Consider the following 26,536-nt stretch of genomic DNA (forward strand, 5'->3'; position numbering starts at 1 on the left):
GCGCACGTGGCGGTGTGGTCATGAGTTGAAGTTGCGCAGTGAGATCAGCGCAGTGAATTCGCGACGGAGCAGCTGGTTGACAAAGTTCTGCTGGGCCGGCGTCACCTTGCGCCGAGCGTCCCCCGGCGCTGCCGGTGCCGTGATGCCATCGGTCTGGTAGGTGTACTGCATCTCGTCCGCCGTCAGCGTATACAGCGGCACCTGGCCATTCATCAGCAGGTCCACCCGAATGCTCTTGACCGCGCGCCACAAACAACCCTGGTCGACGGTGTCGATCGTGTGCTTCATCCCCGAGATGCAGCCCGTGGTGGTGCTGTTGCTCGCATCCACCGTCGCTGCGTCGAGAAATTGCGTGGTGCCGTCGGGGTACTCCACGCCGTATTTGAAGTCGAGGCGTTCGATGCCGCGCACGATTTCGTCACCGGGAAAGGCGCCATTGACGCGGCGCATAAGTGCACCCGTGGTGGTGCCGTCATGGTTGTCCACCACTTGCAGGTAATAAGTGACCGTCTGGAAGTCCGTATTGAGATCAAACAGCATGGGCGCCGCCGCGCCTTGCTGCCCCTGGGGTAGCGCAAAGTTGGTCCCTACCGGCAAGGGGGCGAGGATTGGCGAGCCCTGTCCCGAGACGGCAAAGATCTGACCGGTGGAACAATTGGACACCAACATCAAGTCATTTGCCTTGATGTTCGCAATGGGCGGTTCGCCGGCAGCCGCCTTCAAATTGATCTGCGTGATCGACGCGCCCGAAGTCACTGAACTCGTAGTCATGGTGGTGCCGGTGGTACTGCCCGAAGGGTAGATGGTCCAGCCAGAGCCCGGGTTGATAAAACGCATAGTGAGGACGGAGGTGCCCACCACGCGACTGCCGGCGGTAATGTTTCCTGCCGGGATGGTCGTCGACGAACTGGGATCCACGGGCGTGCAGGTGCCGGTGGCCGGGCAGTCATAGCCGCGCATCGACAAGAATGAAGGCATCACATATGCCCCCAAGGCCGCCGTGGGCGATGCGGGATAACCGCCAGTACCCCACTTGGTGGTGACATCGCTCATTGCGTTGGTCAGCGTCGTGCCGGTGACGTAGACCATCGGTGCGCGCAGGCCATCGACGTAGACGCCACCCGTGCCCAGCGTCGCGTCACCGGCGCTGTTGTTGCAGTACTGCCCGTTCGCCGCAGCAATGTCGCTGCTGATGCGCGTGATCGCATAGCGACCTTGTTCCTGCAAACGCGCCAGCTGGGTCTGCACGCGGTTACTGCTGGAGGTGGAGATGAAGATGGAAACGATGCCGGCGGCGACGAGCAGGCCGAGCACCATGGCGATCATGAGCTCGATCAGGGAGAAGCCGGAGGAGCGACGGGTGGGCCGGCGAGCGATCATGGCTGGAAGGTCCAGGCAAAAGTCTGTTGAAACTGGTTGGCTGTGTTGATGCTTTCATCTCCGGTCTGGCGTTCGTACCAGCTGATCTTCATATTGCAGGTACCACCATAAGGAGGACGCATCGACACCTGAGTGCTGCTGGGCGTGAAGCCGATCTTGGAGTTGTCGCACGTGATCTGTGCGGTCGGCGACGGCAGGAACGCCGCAAGCTGGCTCCCCCATTCGGCGAAGTCAGCCGTCGCCAGCTGATCCGGCGTGCAACGGGCGGTCTGGCAGTCCTGGGTCCCGGTGAACGGAACCGACTGGTTGTAGCTGCCATCCCATACGGCTGCCGGGTTGGCGCGCATGCGATCGGCCATATTGCCGGCGAGGAAGGCGACCTGGGTGCGCAGATAAGCGGCCTGATTCGAGCGCGTGGCCATCATCAACAGGCCGGCCATACCGATCAGGCTGACGCTGAAGATAAGCACGGCCATCAGCACTTCGATCAGCGAGACGCCTCGCTGACGCGACAAGACTTGCATAGCGTATTCCCCTGTTCCCCGAGCTCTTGATTGAATGATGGCGCCTACGCGTTGCAACTCTCGGTGAGGTGGCAGGGCATAGGCGGTCAAGCAATACAGGCATTGCCGCCGGTCGCTGCTGCGGCCGGAGGGCAGGTAAATTCTCTTACTAGCCGCGTCGGATTTCGACTGCCGTCCGTCGGGGAAATGCCGCCTTCCGTCACAGCTAAGTGATTGGGTTCAAAAAAACGGGCGAAAGTTCTTGCGATGGGCGGTGTGTCGCTGCAGTCATGCCGGATTCCCGCCATTGCCCGAGCAGTTGGAGTAATGCTTCGCGCTCACTATGGATTTGCCACAACGACCGGCCGGCTGATGGGTCGGGCTTGCGCTAGCCTTGGGCGCGTGGATTTCTGGAGGACAGCAACATGCGCATTCTGGTTATTGGTGCGGGCGCGACCGGGGGTTATTTCGGTGGTCGGCTGCTTGAGAGCGGGCAGGACGTCACCTTCCTGGTTCGGGCAAGACGCGCCGAACAGCTGGCCCGGCACGGCCTGGTCATCCGCAGCAGCCTCGGCGACGCCGTGCTGCCGTCACCACGGACGGTTCAGGCGGGAGAGGTGCGCGACGCGTTCGACCTGATCCTGTTGAGCTGCAAGGCCTATCACTTGCCGCAGGTAATCGAGGACATGGCGCCGGCCGTCGGATCGCAAACCATGATCCTGCCGTTGCTCAACGGGATGCGGCACCTGGATCTGCTCGACGCGCGTTTCGGTGCGGATCGCGTGCTGGGCGGCCAGTGCGTCATCGCGGCGACGCTGGATGCGGAAGGAGCGGTGCGGCATCTGAATCAGTCGCATGGCCTGACCTTCGGCGAACGTGACGGGACGCGCTCGGAGCGCGTGGAGCGTGTCGCCCAGAGCATGGCGAATGCGCGATTCGAGCCGCGCCTGAGCACGAGCATTCTTCAGGACATGTGGGACAAGTGGGTGTTCCTGGCCTCGTTGGCGAGCATCACGTGTTTGATGCGCGCGCCCGTGGGCGACATCGTCGCCGCGCCCGGTGGTCTGCAGGCCACGCTGCAGCTGCTGGAGGACTGCCGAAGTGTCGCGGCACGAAACGGTCACGCCCCTGCTGATGCTGTGCTCGCGCGTGCGCATTCGGTGCTTACCGAAGCAGGTTCCGCGCTGAGCGCTTCGATGATGCGCGATCTGGAGCAGGGTGGTCTTATTGAGGCCGATCATGTGGTGGGCGATTTGCTGGCCCGTGGTGATGCGTCCGAAGATGCGTTGCCCATGCTGCGCGTGGCGTATGCGCATCTGAAGGCTTATGAGGTGCGGCGGTCGCGGGCGAAGGCGTGATGGGTCAACTTCCTCTCCCCTCCGGGGAGAGGGAGAAAAGGAAAAGGCGCCGCGCTTTCGCGCGACGCCTTTTTTCATTCAGCAACGGCTACGACAGACGTCGCAGCCGCACGGTGCTTACCAGATCTTCACCTGCTTATCGGCAGGGCGGACCATGGCATCGCCCGGCTTGCACTCGAATGCACTGGCAAATGCTTCCATGTTCGACGGCGCACCGATGGCGCGCAGCGAGGCCGGTGCGTGCTCATTGGTGTTGATCTGCAGCACGAGCTGCTTGTCGCGGATGTTGCCACGCCACACGCGGGCCCAGTTGAGGAAGAAGCGCTGGTCCTGGGTGTAGCCGTCGATCTTCTCGCCGGCTTCCTGCGGATTCTTCTTCAATGCCGCCTGGAGCGCGTCATAGGCAGCATTGAGGCCGCCCAGGTCGCCGATGTTCTCGCCCAGGGTCAGCTTGCCGTTGACGTGGATGTCGGGCTTGCCCGGGACTGGCGCATAGGCGTCGAACTGCTGCACCAGCTTGTCGGTGCGCGACTTGAATTGCTTGCTGTCGGCCGCGGTCCACCAGTTGAAGTTGTTGCCGTCGCCGTCGAACTGGCTGCCCTGGTCGTCGAAGCCGTGGCTGGCCTCGTGGCCGATGACCGCACCGATGCCGCCGTAATTGATCGCGTCGTCACCGTTGGCATAGAAGAACGGCGGCTGCAGGATCGCGGCCGGGAAGTTGATGGTGTTGTCGGTCGGGTTGTAATACGCGTTGACCGTCTGCGGCGTCATGCCCCACTCAAGGCGGTCGGTCGCCTTGCCGATCTTGCCCAGGTCGTACTGGTAGTTGAACTTGGCGGCGGCCATCACGTTCCCGTAGTAGTCGCCCTGCTTGACCTCCAGTCCCGACCAGTCACGCCACTTGTCCGGGTAGCCGATCTTGGGCAGGAACTTGTCCCACTTGGCAATCGCCTTGGCCTTGGTCTCGTCGCTCATCCAGTCCAGGTTTTCGATACGTGCCTTGAGCGCGTTGCGCACGTTGTCGACCAACTCCTTCGAGCGCTCCTTGGCTTCCGGCGTGAACACCTTGGCCACGTAGAGCTGGCCCAGTGCTTCGCCCATCGACTCGTTGACGCCACCGAGCACGCGCTTCCAGCGCGGCTTCTGCTCCGGCTGGCCGGCAAGGGTCTTGCCGTAGAAATCAAACTTGTTGTCCTGGAAAGCCTTGCTCAGGTACGACGAGGAGTCATCGATGGCGTGGAAGCGCAGGTAGGCCTGCCACTGGTCGACCGGCGCAGTGGCCAGCAGCTTGTCGAACTCGGCCATGAACTTCGGCTGCGACAGCGAGAAGCCCTTGTCGATGGTCACGCCCTGTGCCTTGAAGAAGTCATCCCAGCTGAAGTGCGGGGTGATCTTGTTGGCTTCCTGGACGCTGACGAAATGGTATTCGTTGGCAGGATCGCGCAGCTCCACCGGCGACAGGGACGCCTTGGCGAGCTGGGTTTCGAAGGCCAGCACCAGGTCGGCCTGCTTCTTCGCGTCGGCATCGGCGACGCCGGTCAGCGTGAGAGCCTTGGCGATATAGGCGACATAGGCGTCGCGGATGTCCTTGTACTTCGGATCGAGGTAGTAATCCTTCGTCGGCAGGCCCAGGCCCGCTTCCTGCGTGTAGGCGATCTGCATCTTGGCGTTCTTGAAGTCGGCGCCGGAGCCGAACTGGAACACCTGCATGTCACCCTGGGTGAAGCTGTTGGTGATGTAGCTGGCGACATCCTTGCCGCTCTTGAGGGCGGCAATGGCATCGAGCTTGGGCTGGATCGGCTCGAAGCCGGCCTTGTCGATGGCCGCTTCATCCATGCCCGAGGCGTACAGGTAGCCGATTTTCTGCTCGATCGAACCGGCCTTGGCGCTGGCGGCGCCCTTGGCAGCCGCGTCGACGATGTCGTGCTGGGTGTTGAGGCTGTCGTCGGCCAGCTTGTCGAACGCGCCCCAGCGGGTGCGGTCGTTCGGAATCGGATTGGCGGCGACCCACTTGCTGTTGACGAAGTCGTTGAAGTCCTCGCAAGCCTTGACGTTGTCACCCAGTTCGCTCACATCGAACACGCTCTTGGGCGCGGCTGGAGCGGCGGCAGCGGCTGCGGCCGTACTGGCGGTAGCAGGCGCGGTGCTGGCGGCGGCAGGAGCGGACTGCTCCGCCTGCTCATGCTTGCCGCAGGCGGTGAGCGACAGGGCCAGGCTCACGGCGAGCGCCATGGGCTTCATATACGGCTTGGTCATAGGATTCCCTCTGGTTGTACGGTGCCCGCTAGGGCGGTCAATGGTGACAAGAGACCGCCAGGCTCCAGCAATCGACCAGCGGGCTCATGACCCTTCAGGCTAGGGCGCGAACTGGGGTCCAGACAGTGTCAAAGGTCAGGGGGTGGTGCGCCGGTGCCAGGCATGCTCTTGGGGACTGGCGACAGGGCGGGGTCGCCCTGCCAGACCGGCGCCGCTGCCAGCCCCAAGTCCTGGCTGCTGCGCGTTCTGTGCGTGGGATCACCTGCAAGTTATCGCGGTAAGCCGCCTGTTATAGGCCTGTCACCTTGTCCGCCTATCGTTCGTGGACACCGCGCTTTAGGGGAAGCGCACCACCCGGGACCGTAGGGAGCCTCCGATGCGACACAATCTCGCCGTTTGTCTTGCCGCGTGCGTTCTGAGCTTTTCCGCCGTTTCGTTTGCACAGATCCCCCTCAGCGAAGAATCCGCGGCGGATGCCGCCCACAGGCATGACCGGGATTTCCGAACGGCCACCCCGATCAAGCATCTGGTGGTGATCTTCCAGGAAAACGTGTCCTTCGATCATTACTTCGGCACCTATCCCAACGCGGCGAATCTTCCGAACGAGCCGGCTTTTTATGCGCGGCCGTTCACGCCGCGCGTTAATGGACTCTCGGCCAGCCTGCTCACGGCGAACCCGAACCAGAGCAACACCGCCAACGGTACCGGTGCGATCAATCCGTTCCGCCTCGACCGCACTCAAGCCGCCACGGCCGACCAGGACCACGCCTACGGTCCTGAGCAGAAGGCCTTCGACGGCGGTGCCATGGATCTCTTTCCCAAGTACACCGGCTCCGGCGAAACGCTGCCGGGTGCACCGGCCGATGAGGACGGTGCGGGCCAGGTGATGGGTTACTACGACGGCAACACCGTCACGGCGATGTGGAACTACGCGCAGTGGTTCGCGATGAGCGACAACAGCTATAACACCACGTTTGGTCCGTCCACACCGGGCGCGGTCAACCTGATTTCCGGCCAGACCAACGGTGTGACGCAGACGCTCAACGGTACCGCCAACGAGGTCGCCGACGGGCAGGGCGGGCTGACCCTGATCGGCGATGCCGATCCCATTGGTGACGTCTGTTCCTCGCCCACCGGCAACCAGATTCAACTGGGCGGTCGTAACGTCGGTGACCTGCTCAACGATGCCAACGTGACCTGGGGTTTCTTCGAGGGCGGCTTCGACCTGACCCAGGTGAATGCCAATGGCAGCACGGGCTGCAAGCGCAAGACGCAGTCGGCCGTGACCCAGGCCAACGAGAGCGACTACATCCCGCATCACCAGCCATTCCAGTACTACCCGTCGACGGCCAACCCGACCCATGCACGTCCGACGTCGATGGCGATGATCGGCCACCAGGGCGATGCGGCGAATCACCAGTACGACATCAATGACTTCTACAATGCGGTCAACGCCGGCAACTTCCCGGCAGTGAGCTTCCTCAAGGCGCCGGGCTACCAGGACGGCCACGCCGGCTACTCCGATCCGCTCGACGAACAGCAGTTCATCGTGCACGTGCTGAACTTCCTGCAGCAGAGTCCGGAGTGGCGTGACACGGCCGTGGTGATCGCCTATGACGATTCCGATGGCTGGTACGACCATCAGGCGGCGCCACGCGTCAATGCGTCGAACACCAGTTCCGATGCGATGGATGGCGCGGGTCTGTGCAACGCGCCGAGCATGCTGCCGGGCATCGCCAGTCAGGGCAAGCCGGTGCAGGGACGCTGTGGACATGGTCCGCGCCTGCCGCTGCTGGTGATCTCGCCGTGGGCACGCAGCAATTTCGTTGACCACACGATGACCGATCAGTCCTCGATCACCCGCTTCGTCGAAGACAACTGGTTGCATGGCCAGCGCCTCGGCGGCGGTTCGTTCGACGCGGTGTCGGGCTCGCTGGAACACATGTTCGATTTCTTCGAGCCTTCGCCTCATCACCGGAAGCTAATCCTGGACGAACAGACCGGCCAGCCGACCCAGCCGCCTTCGCCCTGGGCCAGCCTGTCACACGCGCCGCGCGGCTAAGCTATCAAGTTCGATGTGCACGCCCCGGACCTCGGTCCGGGGCGTTCTTGTTATCGTTGACGCCAACGGAGTCGCGGATCTTGCCTCCTTCCCGTCGCACTTTCCTTAAAGGCATGGCCTGGGGCGCCGCTGCCGGCATCTTGCCGATCAGCTGGCGAGCCTCGGCGGCGCCCATGCACATGCCGATGCGCGCGAATGGCACAGCCGGACTGTGCAAGCATCCCGTCGCCGATCAGACCGGTGTGCCGCGCTTGCTCGATCCGGCGCGACTGACGCCCTTTGTCGATCCATTGCCCGTACCGCCGGTGTTGCGTCCCGCACCGGGCGCAACGCTACGTATCGCGATGCAAGAGAGCGAACAGCGCCTGCATCGCGAGCTCGCGCCGACCCGTCTATGGACCTATGGCGGCAGCATGCCGGGGCCGACTATTGAGGCGCACAGCGGGCAGGTGCTGCGGGTCGAATGGGCCAATCGCCTGCCAACAAGACACTTCTTGCCAGTCGACCACAATATTTGTGGCGCGGAAGCGGATCAGCCCGAGGTGCGCGCCGTCGTACACGTGCATGGCGCACGCGTGCCCGCTGCCGATGACGGCTATCCGACCGACTGGTTCGTGCCTGGCAAGTCACGCCAGCAGACGTACCCCAACAAACAGGACGCGGCGACGCTCTGGTACCACGACCACACCATGGGCATCGAGCGATTGAACCTCTACGCCGGCATGCTCGGCATGTACCTGCTGCGCGACGAGCACGAGCTGTCGCTGGGCCTGCCCAGTGGCGAGTGCGAATTACCGCTGGTGTTGTGCGATCGCCTGCTGACCGAGGACGGGCAGCTCTACTACCCGGTGTCCGGCGTCAGCGATGCACCATGGGTGCCGGAAGTGTTTGGCAACGCCATGTTGGTGAATGGTGCGCTGTTGCCGCGTCTGGACGTGCAGGCGCGCCGCTACCGTTTCCGGGTGCTCAATGCAGCGAATGGGCGCTTTTTCCGGCTGAGCTTGCGCGGACAGCGGCCGTTCTTGCAGATCGGCAGCGATCAAGGTTTGTTGGCGGCGCCGGTGCGGCAGACCAGCCTGTTCCTAGGCCCCGGCGAGCGGGCCGACCTGGTGTTGGATTTCGCCGACCTGGCCGGCGGCCAAGTCGAGTTGATGAACGATGCCTTGCCGTTGATGCGCTTCAACGTGGCCGCCGGCAAGGTCGACGATACGAGTCGTGTGCCGGCGGTGCTGCGTGACGTGCCACGCACGGCCGAATCGAAAGCCGTCCTGACGCGCCAGCTCACCATCGACGAGTACGCGGATTGCACCTCCGAGCCCATGCTGATGTTGCTGGATGGCAAGCACTGGCACGATCCAGTCAGTGAGAAGCCGCGGCTCGGCAGCACCGAGATCTGGAGTTTCCTCAATCTCACCGAAGACACGCACCCGATCCATCTGCATCTGGTGCGCTTCCAGATCCTCGATCGACGCCCGTTCGATGTAGACGTCTATCTGGAATCGAAGACCCTGCAATACCTCGGCCCCGCGCAACCACCGGCGCCACACGAGGCGGGCTGGAAAGATACCGCCCAGGTGTATCCGGGCATGGTGACCCGCTACATCATTACCTTCGAGGGCTATGCCGGACGCTATGTCTGGCACTGCCATCTGCTGGAACATGCGTCCAACGAAATGATGCGGCCGTTCGAAGTGTTGCCGGCCTGACGGGCGCCGATCGCGCACTGGCTGCGCTCCTACTGCGCGATCCATGTAGGAGCGCACCCTGTGCGCGATTGGCAAGTCAACGCATCGGTGCCTTATGGCCTGCTGCTTGAGCGCCGCCGCGTCGAGCTTCAGCAGCGGATACGCGCCCACCATTTGCGTGCTGTACGACGAATGCTCAAAGTGGACGATCAGGTGTGCGCCGGGGCTCCGAGCGAAGGCGGCGTAGCTTTATTCGGCGTCTACGCTGTCGCCGCGTAGCTTGGCGATGGGCGACGCCGGCAAGGTATCAGGCGCGACGGCGCCCCCTGAAATGATGAAGGCCATGGCCTGGTCCATGGTCCAGTCGGTGGGGGTGAGTTCGTCCAGTGCCACCACTTCCAGATAGCCGCCCGTGGGGTTGGGCGTGGTGGGGATATATACCGCGGCCATCTCGCGGCCGGTGCCTTCCTCCACCATCACGCGAGTGACGAAGCCCACCACTTTCATGCCCCTGCGGGGAAAGTCGACCAACACCACGCGCTGTACGCCCGACGGCTTCTGCTGCAGTACGGCCATCAGCTTCTTGGTGCCGCCATAAATCGTCTGGACCAGCGGAATGCGCGCGAGCAGGCCGTCGAAACCATCGAGCAAGCGCTTGCCGATCATCCGGTTGGCCAGCCAGCCGAGCAGATAAAGCACAGCCAGGGTCAGCAGCAGGGCCAGCACCGAGGTGATCCAGCTGCTATTGAGTGCGGCGGCCGCCTCGGGCGAGGTGGACGAATACGAGGCGAGCAGGGCCGAGACCAGCGGGGCGCCAATATCGGCCAGCATGCCCAGCACAAACTTGAACACGACCCAGGTCACCCATAACGGGATGAAGGTGAGCAGGCCGGTAAAGAGGTAGCGTTTGAAGCGCAGGCGAGGCATGGGGCGGGTACCGGGGAGGGGAGCCGGCATTGTAGGCGAGTCGACGGTCTTGGCATGGATCACGCGGTCGGGCTGTGATTTTTTTCGCCGCCATGCGAATCATGGTCTGAAAGGGGCGGCAAGCGGACGGTCATGACAGAACGAGAGCGACAACGGCAGTTCGAGGCGCAGCTACAGGAGCACCGTGGGATCGTGCTCAAGGTAGCGAGCCTATACGCCCGGGGCGCGGACGATCGCAACGACCTCGCCCAGGAGATTTACCTGCAGCTGTGGCGATCGTTCGAACGCTATGACCCGGCTCGGGCGAAGTTCTCAACCTGGCTGTATCGCGTGGCGTTGAACGTGGCGATCTCCCAGCTGCGACGCTCGAGCGATGCGTGGGCTAGCCGCCTTGAACCGCTACAGACGCATCACCTGGAAACGATTGGCGACACATCTGAGCACGAGCCGGATGAGCGACTCGGGGCACTGTATGCGTTCATCGGGCGGCTCGATGCGATCAATCGCGCCTTGATCCTGCTCTACCTGGAAGACCGAAGCTACGCCGAGATGGCGGAGATTCTCGGCATCAGCGAAACCCATGTGGCCACCAAGATCAGTCGTATCAAGCAGAAGCTGCGAGGCCAGATGACTGGCGTGGCAACTATCGGAGCATGACCATGGAACTCGATGAAATGAAACTCGCCTGGCAACAGCTGGATCAACGATTGAGCGGACAGGAGCTGTTGTCTCGGCGCATCTATCGTGAAAGCCAGGGCGACAAGTTGCGCCACGGGCTGCGGCCGCTTGTGTGGGGCCAGTCCACCCAGATCGCGTTTGGCATCGGCATGATGCTTTGGGGCATCGCCTTCTGGAGCACTCACACATCCGTGCTGCATGCGCTGATTTGCGGCCTGGCGGTGCAGGCCTTCGGCCTGCTGATGATTGCGTTTGCGGCGCGCATCCTGTTTCTGGTGCAGCGCATCGACTATGCGGCACCCGTGCTGGAGATCCAGCGACGACTGGCCGAGTTGCGGGCATGGCGCGTCAAAGTGGAGGCGCCGTTGTTCAGCGTGCTCGGCAGTTTTATCTGGATTCCCATCGTGCTCATGCTTATTCAACAGGCATGGGACGAGGATGGGGTCGACTATTGGAGCCAACTACCCGGCTTTACCGCTCAGCTGATGCTGAGCGGGGTCGTCTCTCTAGTGTTGGTCGGATTGGTCTACGCCTTGCTGCGTCGTGCTGGCCGGTTGCGTTGGCTGGAAAACCATTTCGCCGGCCGCAGCGTGCAGAAGGCGGAGGCAGCGCTGGAAGAGATCGCCCGTTTCGAACGGGACTGAGTTTCAGCGCCGGTCGGCTCAGCGCGCCTTGGGTTTCAGGCGAACGTAGAGCTGCTTGCGTACGCGCGCCACCACATCGCCGCTGCCCGTGGTGACGTCCACTGCAAACCACCGCAGCACTTTCTCACCATTGGCCGCCGCTGCGCGCAACTCGTCGACCGTGGCCGGCTCAAGCTTGAAATGGGCGTATACGTCCTCCTTGCCCGGCGCCACAAACTCGATGGCTCCCGCCTTGTCCCACACGTAGTAGTCGTCGCCCAGCTGGTGCATGGCCAGCAGCATCCAGAACGGATCGGTCATCGCGAACAGGTTGCCGCCGAACTGGGTGCGTACGTAGTTGCGGTTCCAGGGGCGGAGCTTCAGCACCACGCGGACTTCCGACCAGTCTTCCGCAACGAATTGCACACCGATGCTGTTGAAAAAGAACGGCGGCCACAGGTTCATCAACCGGCGGAACGTGGATGGGCGCATGGCTGTTTTCAGTGGGGAGGACAGGCCAGCATAACTCATCCGTACTCTAGCGTATGGGTGAGTTGCCCGGTTCCCGTCCAACGGGCCGAGGGAGCTCCCCACGTGTGCAAGTGGCCGACAATGCCCCTGCGCAGGCCCAATATTCCACGCCTATACTGCCGCGCAAGCGGCGGCGCGAGGGGCGCCGGGCTCAAATGGGGGAGTTCATGAGAAAGCTGCTCAAGCGCGCATTGGGTTGCGCGCTTTGTCTGTGGGCGTGTTCCGCTTCGGCGCAAAGCGTGTCGTTCGCCGACCTGGCGCGCCATGTGCAATACAGCCAAGTGAAGATTTCCGATGACGGTCGGTACCTGGCGGCAACCACGGTGGTCGACGGCAAGCCACTGCTTGCGTTGATCGACCTGACCAATCACAAGGGCGGCGTGATTCATCCGCGCGAAGGTAATCAGGTCGCCGATTTTTGGTGGATCAACGATCACCGCCTGCTCTATATCGAAGGCACCAAGGTGTCCGGTTTCGATCGGCCCCAGTTGACCGGCGAGATATTTGGCGTGAATGCCGACGGCTCGGGAGCCGGGCTACTGTTTGGTTATCGCGCCGGCACGGGTGATCGCAGCGCCACCCACCTGCAGCGTGCGCAGTCCGAGCGCGCCTGGGCGGAGTTCATCAGCAAGCTGGACGATGACCCGTATCACGTGCTGATCGGCGTCCATCCCTGGGACACCGGCGCCGATGGCGCATTTACCGATGTCTACAAGATGGATGTACGCGAAGGCAACAAGTACCAGGTGACCACGGCGCCCGTGCGGAACGCCAGCTTCGTCGTGGATCATCATGGTGTCGTCCGCTTCGCCATGGGCGTGGATAGCCATAGTTACGACCAGGTCTATTACCGAGATGGAGACGGTAAACCCTGGACGCTTTTGTTCCAGGCTGATTCGCAGCATACGATCGCGTACCCGAAAGCCTTCAGTCGGGACAACCTTGTCGTGTACATGTCGTGCGGTGCGGCCGGCAAGGTCAGTGCGCTTTGCCCGTGGGACGTTGCAACGCAAAAGATGCAGGAGCCCGTCTGGAGCAGTGCCAGCGCCGACATGACGGGATTGGTGCATAGTCTTGATCACCTCGATGTGGTGGGCGTTTACTCCATGCCATCGACGCCGGCTGCCGAGGCGATCGTTCCCGATGCAGATGCGATCAAGGTAATCAGCGCACTATCGCGCCAGTTGCCTGGCGAAAGCGTGCGTATCGTGTCCAGCACCAAGGACGGCAGCAAGGCCATGGCGCTGGCCTCCTCCGACATGGATCCGGGCACGTTCTATCTTTGGGAAACGGCGACCGGCAAGGCCACCGCGCTGTTGCAGCGCGCCGGGTGGATCAAGCCAAGCCAGATGGCCGCGATGCAGCCGGTGGAGTTCAAGGCCCGTGATGGCCTTACCGTGCATGGTTATCTCAGCATGCCGCCCGGCAAGGAGCAGGCGAAACATCTACCGCTGGTGCTGTTTATCCATGGTGGTCCGTTCGGTATTCGAGACCATTGGGAATACGACCCCTACGTACAGATGCTCGCTACGCACGGGTATGCCGTGCTGCAGGTGAACTATCGCGGCTCGGGCGGTTACGGCACTGAGTTCGAGCATTCCGGTTACCGCGAGTGGGGCGGCAAGATGCAGGACGACGTCACCGATGCCACGCACTGGGCAATCGCGCAGGGCATTACCACGGCGGGGCATGTCTGCATTTTCGGTGGCAGCTACGGCGGCTACGCGGCGCTGGAAGGCGCAGTGAAGGAGCCCGACCTCTATCGTTGCGCCATCGGCTATGTCGGTGTCTACGACCTGAGCCTGATGTATACCGACGGCGATATTTCCGACCGCACCGCCGGCAAGAACTATCTCCGCGCAACGCTCGGCACGGACCCGGCCGAGTTGGCTGCGCACTCGCCGATCAATCAGCTCGACAAGCTGAAGGCCAATGTCATGCTGATCGTGGGTGGTCAGGACTACCGCGTGCCACCCAAGCACGGCCAGAACCTGCATGCCGCCTTGCAGAGCCGTGGCATCGCCCATGAGTGGCTGTACAAGCCCAATGAGGCGCATGGCTTCTACGATGAGGCCAACACGGCCGAGCTGTTCCAGCGAGTGACCCAGTTCCTCGATCGCAACATCGGGCAGGGTTCGGGACCGGCCGTCGGCTCGCCATGATCATCCAGCCATGAGCTGATGATTCGGCACGGCACCACCACGCTCTGGTGGTGCCGTGCTGGCACCGCTAGTTCAGAACACCAGCGACGCCATGCGCCGACGGTAGCGCCCCACCAACTCCGCATCATCCAGGGTGGCGAACGCAGCAAGCAGGCGCTTCTTCGCCTGCCCCTCGTTCCAGTCGCGCGCCCGCTCCAGGATCGCCAGGAACTGATCCAGGCCGGCGGCAGCATCATCTTCCAACAGCAGGCGCACGCCGAGCAGGTCGCGGGCGGCCCAATCGTTGGCGTCGGCCTGGACGCGCTGCTGCAGCTCGGGCAGGGAAGGGGCGCCCTGCAGCGCGCGGGCGAGGTCGAGCTGGCTGCGCAGGCGCACGGCGCGGGCATCGGTCGCGAGGTTGGCGGGTAGCGAGGTGAGTTCGGCCTGGGCGGCATCGGCCTGGCCGGCGCGCATCAGGGCCAGTGCGAGATCCAGCTTCAGTTCGGCGTTGTCCGGCGCAGCGGCGATGGCCTGCTGCAGTCGGTTGATGGCCTCTTCCGGCGATTCGGGGGCCTGCGTTTCCGTCCTGTCTTCCAGCGCAGCGCCGTCCAGCGGCTGCACCTGGTGGCGCGAGAGAAATTCACGCAGCTGGCCTTCCGGCAGGGCGCCGGCGAAGCCGTCGAGAATCTGTCCGTCCTTCACCAGCATGACGGTGGGGATGCTGCGGATGCCGAACATGCCCGCCAGCTGCTGGTTCGCGTCCACGTCGACCTTGCCCAGCCGGAACGCGCCGTTGTACTCGGCGGCGAGCTTCTCCAGCATGGGCCCGAGCGTCTTGCAGGGGCCGCACCAGGTTGCCCAGAAGTCCACCAGGATGGGCGTGGTCAGGGATGCTTGCAGCACCTCGGCTTCGAAATTGTCCTCGCGTACCTCAAAGGTATGCGCCTGGGCGGTCGTGGCACTCACTGGGAACTCCCGTTGACGGATCGCCCACAGATCAGGGCATCGCCCAGCATATCAAGGGCGCGCAGGCTGTCGGCGGACCGGGGGGCTCCTGCTAGGACATAAGGCAGGCGCAGCCCGATCTGCGCTGGGCATCGATATTTGCGAAAATGGCCGAATGACCATGCCAGTGCAAGGCGTCAAACCCAAAATCGCTCCGCCCACCTTGTGGATCTGCGAGCACTGCGACACGGTTTACCACCGGCGCGAGCTTGCCATGGGCGAAGTGGCGCGGTGTGCCCGTTGCGATGCCATCCTGGCTAGGCATCACAGCATCGGGGTGAGGGGCATGCTGGCCCTGGTGCTGACCGCCATGATCGCATTCGTGCAGGCCAATATCTGGCCCATCGTCACCCTGGGGCTCAATGGGCAGTTCATCAGCACCACCTTGTGGGGTTGCATCGTGATGATGTGGCGCGACAACACCCAGGTGGTGGCCGTGATCGTCGCGTGCACACTGTTTTTCGTTCCCATCGGCAAGATGTTGTTGCTGGGCTGGGTGCTGCTGTTTGCGCGCACGGGAAGGCGCGCACCGGGCTTTCGCCTGGCCATGGTGACCTTGTATCGCATCGGGCCATGGACGATGAGTGAGGTGTTCGTGCTCGGCACCCTGGTGGCCATCGTCAAGGCGAACATGTATTTCGACGTGATTCCGAACCCGGGCATCTTTGCCTACGGTGTGCTGATGCTGATCATCACGGCGTTCTCCAGCATCGACGTGCGCCGGCTTTGGGACCTCACCGAGGAGCGCCCGGCATGAGCACGTTGCCACGCGCCTGCGACCTGGGCCTGATCGGTTGCCATGTGTGCGGCCTGGTGTGCCGGGACATCCGCGCCCCTGATGCCGCTTGCCCGCGCTGCGGCTCGGCCTTGCATAGACGCAAGTCGGCCAGCTACTCGAAGACCTGGGCCTTGCTGATCGCGGCGTTCCTCGTCTACCTGCCCGCCAACTTGTTGCCGATCACGCGTACCGTGAGCCTGGGCGACGTGGACGACAACACGATACTCACCGGCGTCGTCGAATTATGGGTGAAGGGCTCGCCTTACCTTGCCGTCATCGTGTTCACCGCCAGTATCGTGGTGCCTGTACTGAAGTTCTTCGCGCTAGGCCTGCTGTTGATCAGTTCGCGCCGTCGCAGCCAATGGGCGCAGCGGCAGCGGGCAAAGCTATTCCGTCTCGTGGAGTTCATCGGCTACTGGTCGATGCTCGATGTGTTCGTGGTAGCGCTACTTACCGCGCTCGTGCAGTTTGGTTTTTTCAGCCAGGTGGAACCGTTGCCTGGCGTAGTGTTCTTTGGCCTCACGGTGGTACTCACCATGTTCGCCTCAATGACGTTCGATCCGCGATTGATCTGGGATGGCAGGGAATTCGATGACTGACGAAAACAAGCCGATTGCCGGCGACGACCTGCCCGAGCCCGTCGTACAGCGGCCGCGTATCAACGCCTCCCTGGTATGGCTGGTGCCCGTACTGGCGGCGCTGGTCGGTCTGTCATTGGTTATCCACGCGTGGACCCAGGCCGGTCCGACCATTAGCGTCAGCTTCCAGAGCGCGGAGGGCCTGGACCCGGGCAAGACGCCAGTGAAGTACAAGAACGTGACCATCGGCCGCGTCACTAATGTGCGCCTTGGTCAGGACCGCACCCATGTGGTCGCCAAGATCGCGCTGGAAAAAAGCGCGCAGGGCTTTGCCACCGCCGACACCCGTTTTTGGGTCGTGCGCCCGCGCATCGGTCTGGGTGGCGTATCGGGCATTGATACCCTGCTATCGGGGCCGTTCATTGGTGCCGACGTCGGCGAGTCGCAGGAGTACAAGGACGATTTCACCGGCCTGGAGTCGCCTCCGCCGGTCACGCATGGCGCCTTGGGCAAGACCTTTGACCTGCAGTCGGATGACCTGGGCTCCTTGGATATCGGCTCGCCGATCTACTACCGCCGCATCCAGGTGGGGCGCGTGTCTTCTTACCATCTGGACGAGGACGGCAAGGGCGTGACCTTGCAGATCTTCGTGGAGAAGCCGAACGACCAGTTCGTGACCAAGTCGACGCGCTTCTGGAACGCCAGCGGCATCGATGTCTCGCTGGGTGCGGACGGCCTCAAGGTCAATACGCAATCGCTCGCGACCGTGTTGGCAGGTGGCGTGGCGTTCCAGGACCCGGCCGGCCCGCACGACGCGACGGCAGCCGATGAGAATGCCACCTATCGCCTGTTCAACGACCGCGCCACCGCGATGGCGCCGCCGGATGGCGAGCCGAAATATATTCGCATGCGCTTCAGCCAGTCGCTGCGTGGGCTGGCGGTGGACGCACCGGTGGAATTCCTGGGCGTGCCATTTGGTCGGGTGGTGTCAATCAATCTCGACTTCGACGAAAAAACCCAGACCTTCCCCACGATCGTGGGCGCCGTGGTCTATCCGCAGCGCCTTGGGCGCGCGCATGACAAGCTGGTGGCGCTGGCCAAGGCGCGCGGCGACGACGAGCAGATGTCGCAGATGATGGGCCGGCTGATCGACCAGGGCCTGCGCGCCCAGGCGCGCACCGGCAACCTGCTGACCGGACAGCTTTACATCGCGATGGACTTCCTGTCGAACGCACCTAAGGCGGCCTACGACCCGACCACTCGGCCGCTGGAAATTCCGACCACGCCGGGTAGTTTCGACAAGCTGCAGGAGCAGCTGGCGGAAATCGTGGACAAGATCCACAAGATTCCGTTCGACAGCATCGGCAAGAACCTGGATCAGTCACTGGGTGAGCTCAACAAGACGCTCAAACAGGTCAATGCCAGCGTCTTGCCGGAAGTCAAAACCACCCTGCAGGGCGCACAACAGACGTTGGGCAATGCAAATAACATGTTCGCGCCCGATTCGCAGCTACAGCAGAACCTGGGCGGCAGCCTGCAGGAGCTGCAACGCGCTGCGCGCTCGCTGCGCGTACTGACCGATTACCTGGGCGACCATCCGGATGCGCTGTTGCGCGGCCGTCGCGCCGACAAGCCGCTGCAGGCGCAGCCGGCCCAGGTCGCGCCGCCCAGCGCACCGACACAAGGGAGCAAGCCATGATTCGTTTGGGATATCGGCACCTGACGACAGTCGCCGCGCTGACGCTGGTGCTTGCTGCATGCGGCTCGGCGCCGACCACGCGTTTCTACACCCTGGTAGCGCCGGCTGCCACCGAGGTGGCCCCGTCCAGTGCTTCGGCCGGCGCGGCGTTCCAGTTTGAAATGTTGCCGGTGTCGGTGCCGGCCCAGGTCGACCAGCCCCCCTTGGTGGTGCGCCAGGGTGACCAGAGTGTGGCGGTGCTGCAGGGCGAACGCTGGATCGCGCCGCTGGGCGACGAGGTGCGTGGCGCGTTGTCAGCCGACCTCGCGCGCGACTTCAACGCGCAGGACGTGAGCGGCCTGCCGGCCGGCAGCAAGCCGGTCATGCGGATCAAGCTGGACGTGCGCCGGTTCGACTCGATGCCAGGGAGCTATGCCCTGATCGACGCTGCCTGGAGCGTGCGTCCGCTCAAGGGTGGCGAACCGCTGGCCTGCACCAGCCGCATCAGCGAGCCGGTAGGTAGCGGCTTTGACGCCCTGGTGCAGGGCCATCAGCGGGCCATTGCCCGTTTGGCTGGCCAGATTGGCGCGGCAGCGGGGGCGCTGGCGGCCGGCAACAAGCCGGTTTGCCCGCCCGGCTGAGGCCGCATTCTGCTAGTCTGCCGCGTTCCCCCGCAGTGATCGGCCAGGGCCGGTCCTGCCAGCAAAGCACACGGCGCCGGAAACATGCAGGACATTCAAGATCAGGGTTCCCACGATCAGGGCAACGAACAGGGTTACCAGCCGCAGGCGGTGGAAACCGCCGCGCAGCTTTACTGGCGTGAACAGCGCGCCTACGAGGTAAAGGAAGACGCCTCGCGCCCCAAGTTCTATTGCCTTTCCATGCTGCCGTACCCCTCGGGTGCGTTGCACATGGGGCATGTGCGCAACTACACGATCGGCGACGTCATCAGCCGCTACCAGCGCATGAACGGCAAGAACGTGCTGCAGCCGATGGGCTGGGACGCGTTTGGCCTGCCCGCCGAAAACGCCGCGATCAAGAACAAGACCGCGCCGGCCAAGTGGACCTACCAGAATATCGAACACATGCGTGGCCAGCTGCAACGCATGGGCTTTGCCTATGACTGGACCCGCGAGTTCGCCACCTGTCGCCCGGACTACTACCGCTGGGAACAGTTGATGTTCACGCGGCTGATGAAAAAGGGCATGGCCTACCGCAAGAATGCGGTGGTGAACTGGGATCCGGTCGACCAGACCGTGCTGGCCAACGAGCAGGTGGTCGACGGCCGCGGCTGGCGCTCCGGCGCGCTGGTGGAAAAGCGCGAGATTCCGCAGTGGTTCCTCAAGATCACCGACTACGCGCAGGAATTGCTGGACGGCCTGGACACGCTGCCGGGCTGGCCCGATGCCGTGAAGACCATGCAGCGCAACTGGATCGGTCGCAGCGAAGGCCTGGAAATCCACTTCGAGCTGGAAGACGAAGCCGAGCCGTTGACCGTGTTCACCACGCGTCCGGACACCTTGCTGGGCGTCACCTTCGTCTCCATCGCCGGTGAGCATCCGCTGGCACTGAAAGCGGCCAAGAGCAACGAAAAGCTGGCTTCCTTCCTGGACGAACTCAAGCATGGCGGCGTGTCCGAAGCCGAGCTGGAGACGCAGGAAAAGCGCGGCATGGATACCGGCCTGTTCGCCATCCATCCGATCAGTGGTGAAACGATCCCGGTGTGGGTGGCCAACTTCGTGCTGATGGGCTACGGCACCGGCGCGGTGATGGCGGTGCCCGGTCACGACCAGCGCGACTGGGAATTCGCCCGGAAGTACAGCCTGCCGATCAAGATGGTCGTGGTGGACCGCTCGGTTCTCGATGCCGTGGCGGCCATCCAGCACGACTTGTCCAAGGGCGTGGGCGCCGATCCCGTGCGCGCCGCCTTGAGTGGCGGCAGCGTCGACGCCTATGAAACCTCGGCGGCGGTGCAGTTGATCGAGGATTTCGAGACCAGCGTCCAGCAGGACAGCGCGTTTACCGAGCGCGGCTACCTGGTGAACTCCGGCGAATTCGACGGCATGGATTACTCCCAAGCCTTCGAGGCCATGGCCGCCCGCTTCGAGCGCGAAGGCACGGGCCTGCGCCGCGTCAACTGGCGCCTGCGCGACTGGGGCGTGAGCCGCCAGCGCTACTGGGGTTGCCCGATCCCGGTGATCTATTGCGCCAAGTGCGACGCGGTGCCGGTACCGGAAGACCAGCTTCCGGTGGTGCTGCCGGAGAACGTGGCGTTCTCCGGCGTGCGGTCGCCGATCAAGGCCGACCCCGAGTGGCGTAAGACCACCTGCCCGCAGTGCGGTGGTCCGGCCGAACGCGAAACCGACACCTTCGACACCTTCATGGAGTCGAGCTGGTACTACGCGCGCTACACCAGCCCGGGTGCCAGCGATCAGGTCGATGAGCGCGCCAACTACTGGCTGCCGGTGGATCAGTACATCGGCGGCATCGAGCACGCCATCCTGCATCTGCTGTACTTCCGCTTCTATCACAAGCTCATGCGTGACGCGGGCCTGGTAAAGGCGGACGAACCGGCCACCAACCTGCTGTGCCAGGGCATGGTGATTGCCGAGACGTTCTATCGAGACAGCGCCGACGGCTCCAAGGACTGGATCAACCCGGCCGACGTCGAGATCCAGCGCGACGAGAAGGCGCGCGTGATCGGTGCCGTGCTCAAGAGCGATGGCCAGCCGGTGAAGATCGGCGGCACCGAGAAGATGTCCAAGTCCAAGAACAACGGCATCGACCCGCAGGCGATGGTGGACAAGTTTGGCGCCGATACGGTGCGCCTGTTCTCCATGTTCGCGGCCCCGCCGGAGCAGTCGCTGGAGTGGAGCGAGGCCGGTGTCGAAGGTATGGCGCGCTTCCTGCGCCGCTTCTGGCGCGAAGTGACTACGCATGCAGCCATGCCGGATCATCCGGTGGTTGATCCGTCGCAGTTGGATGCCGGCCAGAAGACGCTGCGCCGCCAGGTGCACGAGACCATCCAGAAAGTCACCGACGATCTAGGCCGCCGTCACTCGTTCAACACGGCGATTGCCGCGCTGATGGAACTGCTCAACGCGCTGAACAAGTTCAACGACCAGAGCGAGCAGGGCCGTGCCGTGCGCCATGAGGCGCTGGAAGCAATGGTTCTCCTGCTCAACCCGGTTGTGCCGCATGTCAGCCATACACTGTGGCAGGTGCTGGGACATGCCGAGTCGGTGCTGGAAGACCAGCCCTGGCCGCTGGCCGACAGCGCCGCGCTGGTGCGCGAATCGCTGACCCTGGCCGTGCAGGTCAATGGCAAATTGCGCGGTACCATCGAGGTGGCCGCCCATGCATCGAAGGAAGAGGCCGAAGCGTTGGCCCGTGCACACCCCCAGGTAGTCGCCTTCCTGGAAGGCCAGACCGTTCGCAAAGTGATCGTGGTTCCCGGCAAGATCGTCAACATCGTCGCAGGATGAAATCCATGACCCGTCTGTTCAAAGCTTCGCTGCTGTTGATGTTCACCATTTCCCTGGCAGCGTGCGGGTTCCATCTGCGCCAGAGCGCGGCACTGCCGCCATCGATGCAGCAGCTCCATTTGACGGTCAATGGTGGTGGCAATCTGCGCTTGAACATGACGCGCGCCCTTGAGGGCTCAGGCGTCACCGTGCAAGACAAGCCGGGCACCGGCATCGCTGAACTGAGCATACCGGTGGCATCGTTCAGCACCGATACGTTGACGGTCAGCGGTCTGGCGCGAGTCACCGAATACACCGTGCGCTACCACGTCGAATTTGAGGTGCACGACGGAACCGGCCAGCCGCTGGTGCCGCGTCAGCGCATCGATATGCAGCGCGAATTCAGCTACGACGCGACCAATACCATCGGTACCACCGCCCAGGTCCAGGCGATCCAGGACAGCCTCAACGACGACATGGTCCAGGCCATCCTGTTCCGACTGCAGGCTGCCACCAAGCATCCGGGTCAGGTCGCCACCGATGCGGCCGCGCCGGCGTCGGCGTCCAGTACGAACTAAGCGAAGAGAGCCTGCCTGATATGCCGCTCAATGCCGCTCAATGGCAGAAGTCGCTGGCGGCGGACAGCCTGCGTCCGGTCTATCTGCTGGCCGGCGAGGAATTGCTGGTGCTCGAAGCGGCGGACGCGCTGCGCGCCCAGGCGCGCAAGCTCGGCTATAACGAGCGCGAGGTGCTGGACGTCGGCAATCATTTCGACTGGGACGACCTGGCGCGTGCGGCAGCGGGCATGTCCCTGTTCGCCACGCGGCGTCTGCTGGATCTGCGCCTGCCCACCGGGCGGCCCGGCACCGAGGGCGCCAAGGCCATCAACGCGTTCTGCGCCGATCCGCCGCCGGACGTCACCCTGTTGATCACGGCGACCGACTGGAGCAACAAGCACGAAGGTGCTTGGACCAAGAACCTGGACGCTGCCGGCGCCCTGGTCGTGTTCAATGCGCCGCGCCCGAACGAATGGGGTTCCTGGATTGGCGCGCGTCTGGCGTCACGCGGCCTGTCCGCCACGCCGGATGCTGCGGCGCTGTTGGCTGAGCGCGTGGAAGGTAATCTGCTCGCTGCGGCGCAAGAGATCGACAAGCTGGTCGTGCTGCATGGCCAGGGCAAGATTGATGCACAAGAGATGGAAAACCTCGTCGCCGACAGCGCACGTTACGACGCTTTCAAACTCACCGATGCCGCCTTCGCGGGTGATGGCGGGCGAGCCTTGCGTATCCTTGCCGGCCTGCACGCCGAAGGCGATGAGCTGATCGCCCTGATGGGCTGGCTGGTGAATCAGTTGCAGCTTGCCCTGCGCCTGGCGAATGCGCGCGACTTCGCTGCGCAGGCCCGTGCCGAGCGCCTGTGGCCGGCACGCGAGCAGTTGTTTCGCAAGGCGTTGCGCCGCGCGCCACGGGAGCACTGGCTGCAATGCCTGGCGCGCGCTGCCCGCATCGACCGCATGGCCAAGGGGCGCGAGCAGGGCAACCCATGGCTGGAGGCGGAGCGTCTTATCGCCGCCATCGCCGAGCCGCGGGCGGCGCAGGCGCTGGAATGAACGTGCGCCCGTTGGCCATCTTCGGTGGCACCTTCGATCCTGTACATCTGGGGCATCTCAGCGTGGCGTGGGAAGCTGCCGAATTACTCGATGCCGACGTGCGTTTGATGCCGGCCAGTGTGCCGCCGCATCGACCGGCGCCGATCGCCAATGCGCCGCAACGCGCAGCGATGTTGCGTGCCGCGTTGCAAGAGCAGTCGCGCCTTACCCTGGACACGCGCGAGCTGGAACGCAGCGGCCCGTCCTACACCATCGACACGCTGACCGAATTGCGCGCGGAACATGGTGATCGTCCGCTGGTCTTGCTGATCGGTGCCGATGCGTTCGCAGGTCTGCCGACGTGGCACCGCTGGCGTGAGCTGTTTGATGTGGCGCATATCGGCGTACTCAGTCGTCCCGGCGTGGAAGCGGCGGTGCCCGTTGAGCTTGAGGCTGAAGTGGCCCCGCGTCTGGTCGCCGATGCTGCCGCATTGCGTGCATGGCCGGCCGGCAAGCTCATCGAGCTTGCCGTGACGCCGCTGGAAATTTCGGCCACGCGCATTCGCGAGCTGCTGGCGGCCGGGCGCGATCCGCGTTACCTGTTGCCCTGCGGCCTGTTCGATGACCCCGCGGTGCTGGCGCCGTACCGCCAACGGTAGCGATCTTCAGGCGCTGCCGCGTGGAATGAATCGCAGCGCCACCGAGTTCATGCAATAGCGCAGTCCCGTCGGCCGCGGGCCATCATCGAATACATGCCCGAGATGACTGTCGCAGCCGGCGCAACTGACGGTGGTGCGTTCCCAGCCGAAGCTGCTGTCGCGAAATTCGATGACGTTGGCTTTGGCGATCGGTTGCCAGAAGCTGGGCCAGCCGGTGCCTGAGTCGAACTGTGTAGCGGCGTCGAACAACGCCGTGTCGCATGCCGGGCAGCGGTAAAGGCCGGGCACCGGCGGCTTCTCGTGCGCCCCGCTGAAAGCGCGCTCCGTACCGGCGCGGCGCATCACGTAGTACGCATCATCCGGCAGACGCTCGTGCCACTGCGCATCGGTGAGCACGAGCTTGCGTACATGGCAGGGGCCGAGATGGTGCCCGTCATCGGCGAAACATTCGAGCAGCATGTCCTTGCCCTGTGCTGCCGGCGTTGCGGCCATGGCTGTACCTGGGGCCGCGCCGCTTCCGAGCAGGCGCGGCAGCAGCGGGGCGCCGATCGCCAGGATGGCGCCTCCCGTTAGCGCCGTACGCAGAAAGCGACGGCGTTCGGGTTTCACGAGATCCCGAGTGCGGGACATGACTACCTCCAACACATCAATAAAAAGGATCAACCGAAGGTAAAGGCGTAGGCCTGTACACCCGGGTCGAGGAAGGTGATTTCAAAAGTGCGTTCACCGCTGCCATTGGCTTGCCGCACGAGTTGGTAAAGGCGCTGCGCCGTGATGGTGCCGTTGCCGTCAGCGTCGGTATCCATGCCGTGATCGGCGCCTGGCGCCTTGCCGTCGATCAGCACGCGGAAGCGCACCGGCTTGCCATCACTGGCCGGGCCGAGCACCAGATGCAGGTCGCGACCGCGGAAGCGATAGACGATGCTGCCGTTCGCTTTATCGAGCTGCGCGTTTTCGTCGCGTACGGTCCAGCGTCCATCAAAGGCCCACTGGTTGGCCATCAAGTTGGTCGGCGCGTGGTAATTCCAGGCATCGTCATGCGCCACCTGGCCACCTGCGAAGTTCTCCGCGCGGGCGTAGCCGACATAGGTTTCCGGCGAGCGCTGCGCATCGCCCGAACCGGCGGCTTCCGCGCCCTGGGCACCCGGTTGCACGTAACCGCCCGGCAGGTTCTTTTGTCCGGCTTCGGTGAGCAACTGGCGGATCACGTCTTCGCTTTGCTCATATTCGCCCTCGCCGAAATGGTGATGGCGGATCTGGCCCTGCGTATCGATGAAGTAATGCGCCGGCCAGTATTCGTTACTGAAGCCTTTCCAGATGGCGTAGTTGTTATCCAGCGCCACCGGGTAATCGACAGCCAGATCCTTCACCGCCTTGATGACGTTTTGCGGCTCCTTCTCGAAGGCAAATTCGGGCGCGTGCACACCGATCACGACCAGGCCATGGTCTTTGTACTTGTCGGCCCAGGCGCGCGTGTAGGGCAGGGAACGGATGCAGTTGATGCAGGAGTACGTCCAGAAGTCGACTAGCACCACCTTCCCGCGCAGCGACTGCGCCGTCAGTGGCGGGCTGTTGAGCCATTGCGTGGCGCCCGTCAGCGCAGGAAGCTCGCCTTCCACGGGCAGCGGCTCGCCAGCCTTCACGATCGGCTGGGGTGGCGGCGTGGGGCGCACTGCGTCGATCAGCTTCTGCTCGATGCTTCCCGTACTGGCCAGTGACACGCGCGTCAGCAGGCCGGTGTCCATGCCCATCGCGATCACGGCCACGCCAATCAGGACGAGCACGCCGAGTGCGCGACGCACCCATTCGCCCGCGCCCAGCGATCGCTTCATCAGTCCAAATACGCGCCCCCCGATCACTAGAGCCAAAGCCAGTGACGTTGCTGCGCCGGCGGCATAGGTAAGCAGCAACAAGGTGGTCTGGACGCTGGCGCCGTTGAGCGCCGCGCCAGTCAGCAGCAGGCCGAGGATCGGCCCCGCGCAAGGCGCCCACAGCAGGCCGGTGGCCACGCCGAGGCCAGCAGCCGACCATGCCGAATCACCCTCGGTATCCGCGCGCTGCGTGAGCCTGTTGCCCAGCGCCACGAACGGCCGACTGATCCACTCGGCCAGATGGCTCGAAAGCAGGGTCACGCCGAGTACGGCAAGCACGACCATGGCGATGATGCGGCCGTATTGATTGGCCCGAATGGCCCAGCCACCGCCTACCGCCGCCAAAGTGGCGACCAGGGCAAAGGTAAGCGCCATGCCTAACAGCATCGGCAGGCCATTACGTGCGAACGGCCGGTCGGCCCGTGCGAACACGAAGGGCAATACCGGCAGGATGCACGGGCTGAGAATGGTCAGTACGCCGCCGAGATAGGCGAGGATCAGCACGAGCATGGGGCAGTGGCTCCAGGTGGTTTGACTGGTTATTCGGTGCGACCGGGGTTGCGGTTACCTGGCACCGATGGTTATCCCAACCGCCGCCGGAAGCCAGCCTCCACCAACAGGCCTGAGTCAAACGCTTTCGTCGCCTGAATCGTCCGTCGAGGTAACCGTTCAAGCCGCTGCAGCGAAGGTTTGTGCATGCCCTTCCAGTGAGACAAGCATGCCGCACGGCTTGACCATCGCCGCCGCGTCAGGTCTAGATAGCGTCCTTCC

22 protein-coding genes are annotated in these 26,536 nt (G+C 63.6%); 14 read left to right on the forward strand and 8 right to left on the reverse strand.

The features are described 5' to 3' along the window. Positions 1 to 18: 18 nt before the first annotated feature. The gene (locus tag OUZ30_RS05320) at positions 19 to 1,380 is read right to left on the reverse strand and encodes a PilW family protein (RefSeq protein WP_266181155.1); all 1,362 of its coding nucleotides are present in this window, start codon (positions 1,378 to 1,380) and stop codon (positions 19 to 21) included. Then, the gene (pilV, locus tag OUZ30_RS05325) at positions 1,377 to 1,904 is read right to left on the reverse strand and encodes a type IV pilus modification protein PilV (RefSeq protein WP_266181156.1); all 528 of its coding nucleotides are present in this window, start codon (positions 1,902 to 1,904) and stop codon (positions 1,377 to 1,379) included. Before pilV ends, OUZ30_RS05320 begins: the two co-directional genes overlap by 4 nt. A gap of 404 nt (positions 1,905 to 2,308) precedes the next feature. Here pilV and panE point away from each other — a divergent pair, with 404 nt between their 5' ends. Beyond that, positions 2,309 to 3,241 (forward strand): 2-dehydropantoate 2-reductase, encoded by a 933-nt coding sequence (gene panE / locus OUZ30_RS05330; RefSeq protein WP_266181157.1) that lies wholly within the window; start codon positions 2,309 to 2,311, stop codon positions 3,239 to 3,241. Positions 3,242 to 3,358: 117 nt separating this feature from the next. On the opposite strand, the gene OUZ30_RS05335 is transcribed toward panE, so the two are convergent. Then, on the reverse strand, positions 3,359 to 5,497 hold the full coding sequence (locus OUZ30_RS05335; protein ID WP_266181158.1) for a M13 family metallopeptidase: 2,139 nt from the start codon (positions 5,495 to 5,497) through the stop codon (positions 3,359 to 3,361). 376 nt (positions 5,498 to 5,873) lie between these two features. Here OUZ30_RS05335 and OUZ30_RS05340 point away from each other — a divergent pair, with 376 nt between their 5' ends. Further along, positions 5,874 to 7,559 (forward strand): phospholipase C, encoded by a 1,686-nt coding sequence (locus OUZ30_RS05340; protein WP_266181159.1) that lies wholly within the window; start codon positions 5,874 to 5,876, stop codon positions 7,557 to 7,559. A gap of 80 nt (positions 7,560 to 7,639) precedes the next feature. Further along, entirely contained in the window at positions 7,640 to 9,265 is a 1,626-nt protein-coding gene (locus OUZ30_RS05345; protein ID WP_266181160.1) for a multicopper oxidase family protein, read from the forward strand. 228 nt (positions 9,266 to 9,493) lie between these two features. Here OUZ30_RS05345 and OUZ30_RS05350 read toward each other — a convergent pair whose 3' ends face one another. Then, on the reverse strand, positions 9,494 to 10,171 hold the full coding sequence (locus OUZ30_RS05350) for a DUF502 domain-containing protein (protein WP_266181161.1): 678 nt from the start codon (positions 10,169 to 10,171) through the stop codon (positions 9,494 to 9,496). Positions 10,172 to 10,303: 132 nt separating this feature from the next. Here OUZ30_RS05350 and OUZ30_RS05355 point away from each other — a divergent pair, with 132 nt between their 5' ends. Together OUZ30_RS05355 and OUZ30_RS05360 are read left to right on the forward strand one after the other, a co-directional pair. Beyond that, complete coding sequence (locus tag OUZ30_RS05355; protein WP_266181162.1) at positions 10,304 to 10,828, forward strand: RNA polymerase sigma factor; 525 nt, start codon at positions 10,304 to 10,306, stop codon at positions 10,826 to 10,828. Positions 10,829 to 10,830: 2 nt separating this feature from the next. Next, positions 10,831 to 11,493, forward strand: coding sequence for a hypothetical protein (locus OUZ30_RS05360; RefSeq protein WP_266181163.1), 663 nt, complete (start codon positions 10,831 to 10,833; stop codon positions 11,491 to 11,493). Positions 11,494 to 11,511: 18 nt separating this feature from the next. On the opposite strand, the gene OUZ30_RS05365 is transcribed toward OUZ30_RS05360, so the two are convergent. Further along, entirely contained in the window at positions 11,512 to 11,964 is a 453-nt protein-coding gene (locus OUZ30_RS05365; RefSeq protein WP_266181164.1) for a DUF4442 domain-containing protein, read from the reverse strand. A gap of 206 nt (positions 11,965 to 12,170) precedes the next feature. Between OUZ30_RS05365 and OUZ30_RS05370 the strand changes: the two genes are divergently transcribed. Next, the gene (locus tag OUZ30_RS05370) at positions 12,171 to 14,165 is read left to right on the forward strand and encodes an alpha/beta hydrolase family protein (protein WP_266181165.1); all 1,995 of its coding nucleotides are present in this window, start codon (positions 12,171 to 12,173) and stop codon (positions 14,163 to 14,165) included. A 72-nt stretch (positions 14,166 to 14,237) separates the two neighbouring features. Here the strand turns inward: OUZ30_RS05370 and trxA are convergent, their stop codons facing one another. Then, complete coding sequence (trxA, locus tag OUZ30_RS05375; protein WP_266181166.1) at positions 14,238 to 15,110, reverse strand: thioredoxin; 873 nt, start codon at positions 15,108 to 15,110, stop codon at positions 14,238 to 14,240. A gap of 325 nt (positions 15,111 to 15,435) precedes the next feature. On the opposite strand from trxA, the gene OUZ30_RS05380 reads away from it, so the two are divergent. The 8 genes from OUZ30_RS05380 to nadD all read left to right on the forward strand — a co-directional run bounded on the left by OUZ30_RS05380 (position 15,436) and on the right by nadD (position 23,894). After that, positions 15,436 to 15,906: a paraquat-inducible protein A gene (locus tag OUZ30_RS05380; protein WP_345781037.1), complete on the forward strand. Its 471-nt coding sequence runs from the start codon at positions 15,436 to 15,438 to the stop codon at positions 15,904 to 15,906. Continuing rightward, positions 15,903 to 16,526, forward strand: coding sequence for a paraquat-inducible protein A (locus tag OUZ30_RS05385; RefSeq protein WP_266181168.1), 624 nt, complete (start codon positions 15,903 to 15,905; stop codon positions 16,524 to 16,526). Before OUZ30_RS05380 ends, OUZ30_RS05385 begins: the two co-directional genes overlap by 4 nt. Then, on the forward strand, positions 16,519 to 18,204 hold the full coding sequence (locus tag OUZ30_RS05390) for a PqiB family protein (protein ID WP_266181169.1): 1,686 nt from the start codon (positions 16,519 to 16,521) through the stop codon (positions 18,202 to 18,204). The genes OUZ30_RS05385 and OUZ30_RS05390 overlap by 8 nt, the downstream gene beginning before the upstream one ends. Further along, a complete protein-coding gene (locus tag OUZ30_RS05395; protein WP_266181170.1) occupies positions 18,201 to 18,824 on the forward strand; it encodes a PqiC family protein in 624 nt (207 codons plus the stop codon). The genes OUZ30_RS05390 and OUZ30_RS05395 overlap by 4 nt, the downstream gene beginning before the upstream one ends. 84 nt (positions 18,825 to 18,908) lie before the next feature. Further along, positions 18,909 to 21,668, forward strand: coding sequence for a leucine--tRNA ligase (leuS, locus tag OUZ30_RS05400; RefSeq protein ID WP_266181171.1), 2,760 nt, complete (start codon positions 18,909 to 18,911; stop codon positions 21,666 to 21,668). Positions 21,669 to 21,673: 5 nt separating this feature from the next. Next, entirely contained in the window at positions 21,674 to 22,225 is a 552-nt protein-coding gene (locus tag OUZ30_RS05405) for an LPS-assembly lipoprotein LptE (protein WP_266181172.1), read from the forward strand. Between the two features lie 20 nt (positions 22,226 to 22,245). Beyond that, positions 22,246 to 23,256 carry a DNA polymerase III subunit delta gene (gene holA, locus OUZ30_RS05410; RefSeq protein WP_266181173.1) on the forward strand — a complete coding sequence of 337 codons (1,011 nt, stop codon included), beginning with the start codon at positions 22,246 to 22,248 and terminating at the stop codon, positions 23,254 to 23,256. After that, positions 23,253 to 23,894, forward strand: a complete 642-nt coding sequence (gene nadD / locus OUZ30_RS05415) for a nicotinate-nucleotide adenylyltransferase (protein WP_266181174.1) — start codon at positions 23,253 to 23,255, stop codon at positions 23,892 to 23,894. The genes holA and nadD overlap by 4 nt, the downstream gene beginning before the upstream one ends. 6 nt (positions 23,895 to 23,900) lie before the next feature. Here nadD and msrB read toward each other — a convergent pair whose 3' ends face one another. After that, the gene (msrB, locus tag OUZ30_RS05420; protein ID WP_266181175.1) at positions 23,901 to 24,524 is read right to left on the reverse strand and encodes a peptide-methionine (R)-S-oxide reductase MsrB; all 624 of its coding nucleotides are present in this window, start codon (positions 24,522 to 24,524) and stop codon (positions 23,901 to 23,903) included. A 29-nt stretch (positions 24,525 to 24,553) separates the two neighbouring features. Further along, positions 24,554 to 26,275 carry a cytochrome c biogenesis protein DipZ gene (locus OUZ30_RS05425; protein ID WP_266181176.1) on the reverse strand — a complete coding sequence of 574 codons (1,722 nt, stop codon included), beginning with the start codon at positions 26,273 to 26,275 and terminating at the stop codon, positions 24,554 to 24,556. Between the last annotated feature and the right edge of the window lie 261 nt (positions 26,276 to 26,536).

Origin of the sequence: Dyella humicola (assembly GCF_026283945.1) — a bacterium.
Taxonomy (GTDB): Bacteria; Pseudomonadota; Gammaproteobacteria; order Xanthomonadales; family Rhodanobacteraceae; genus Dyella; species Dyella humicola.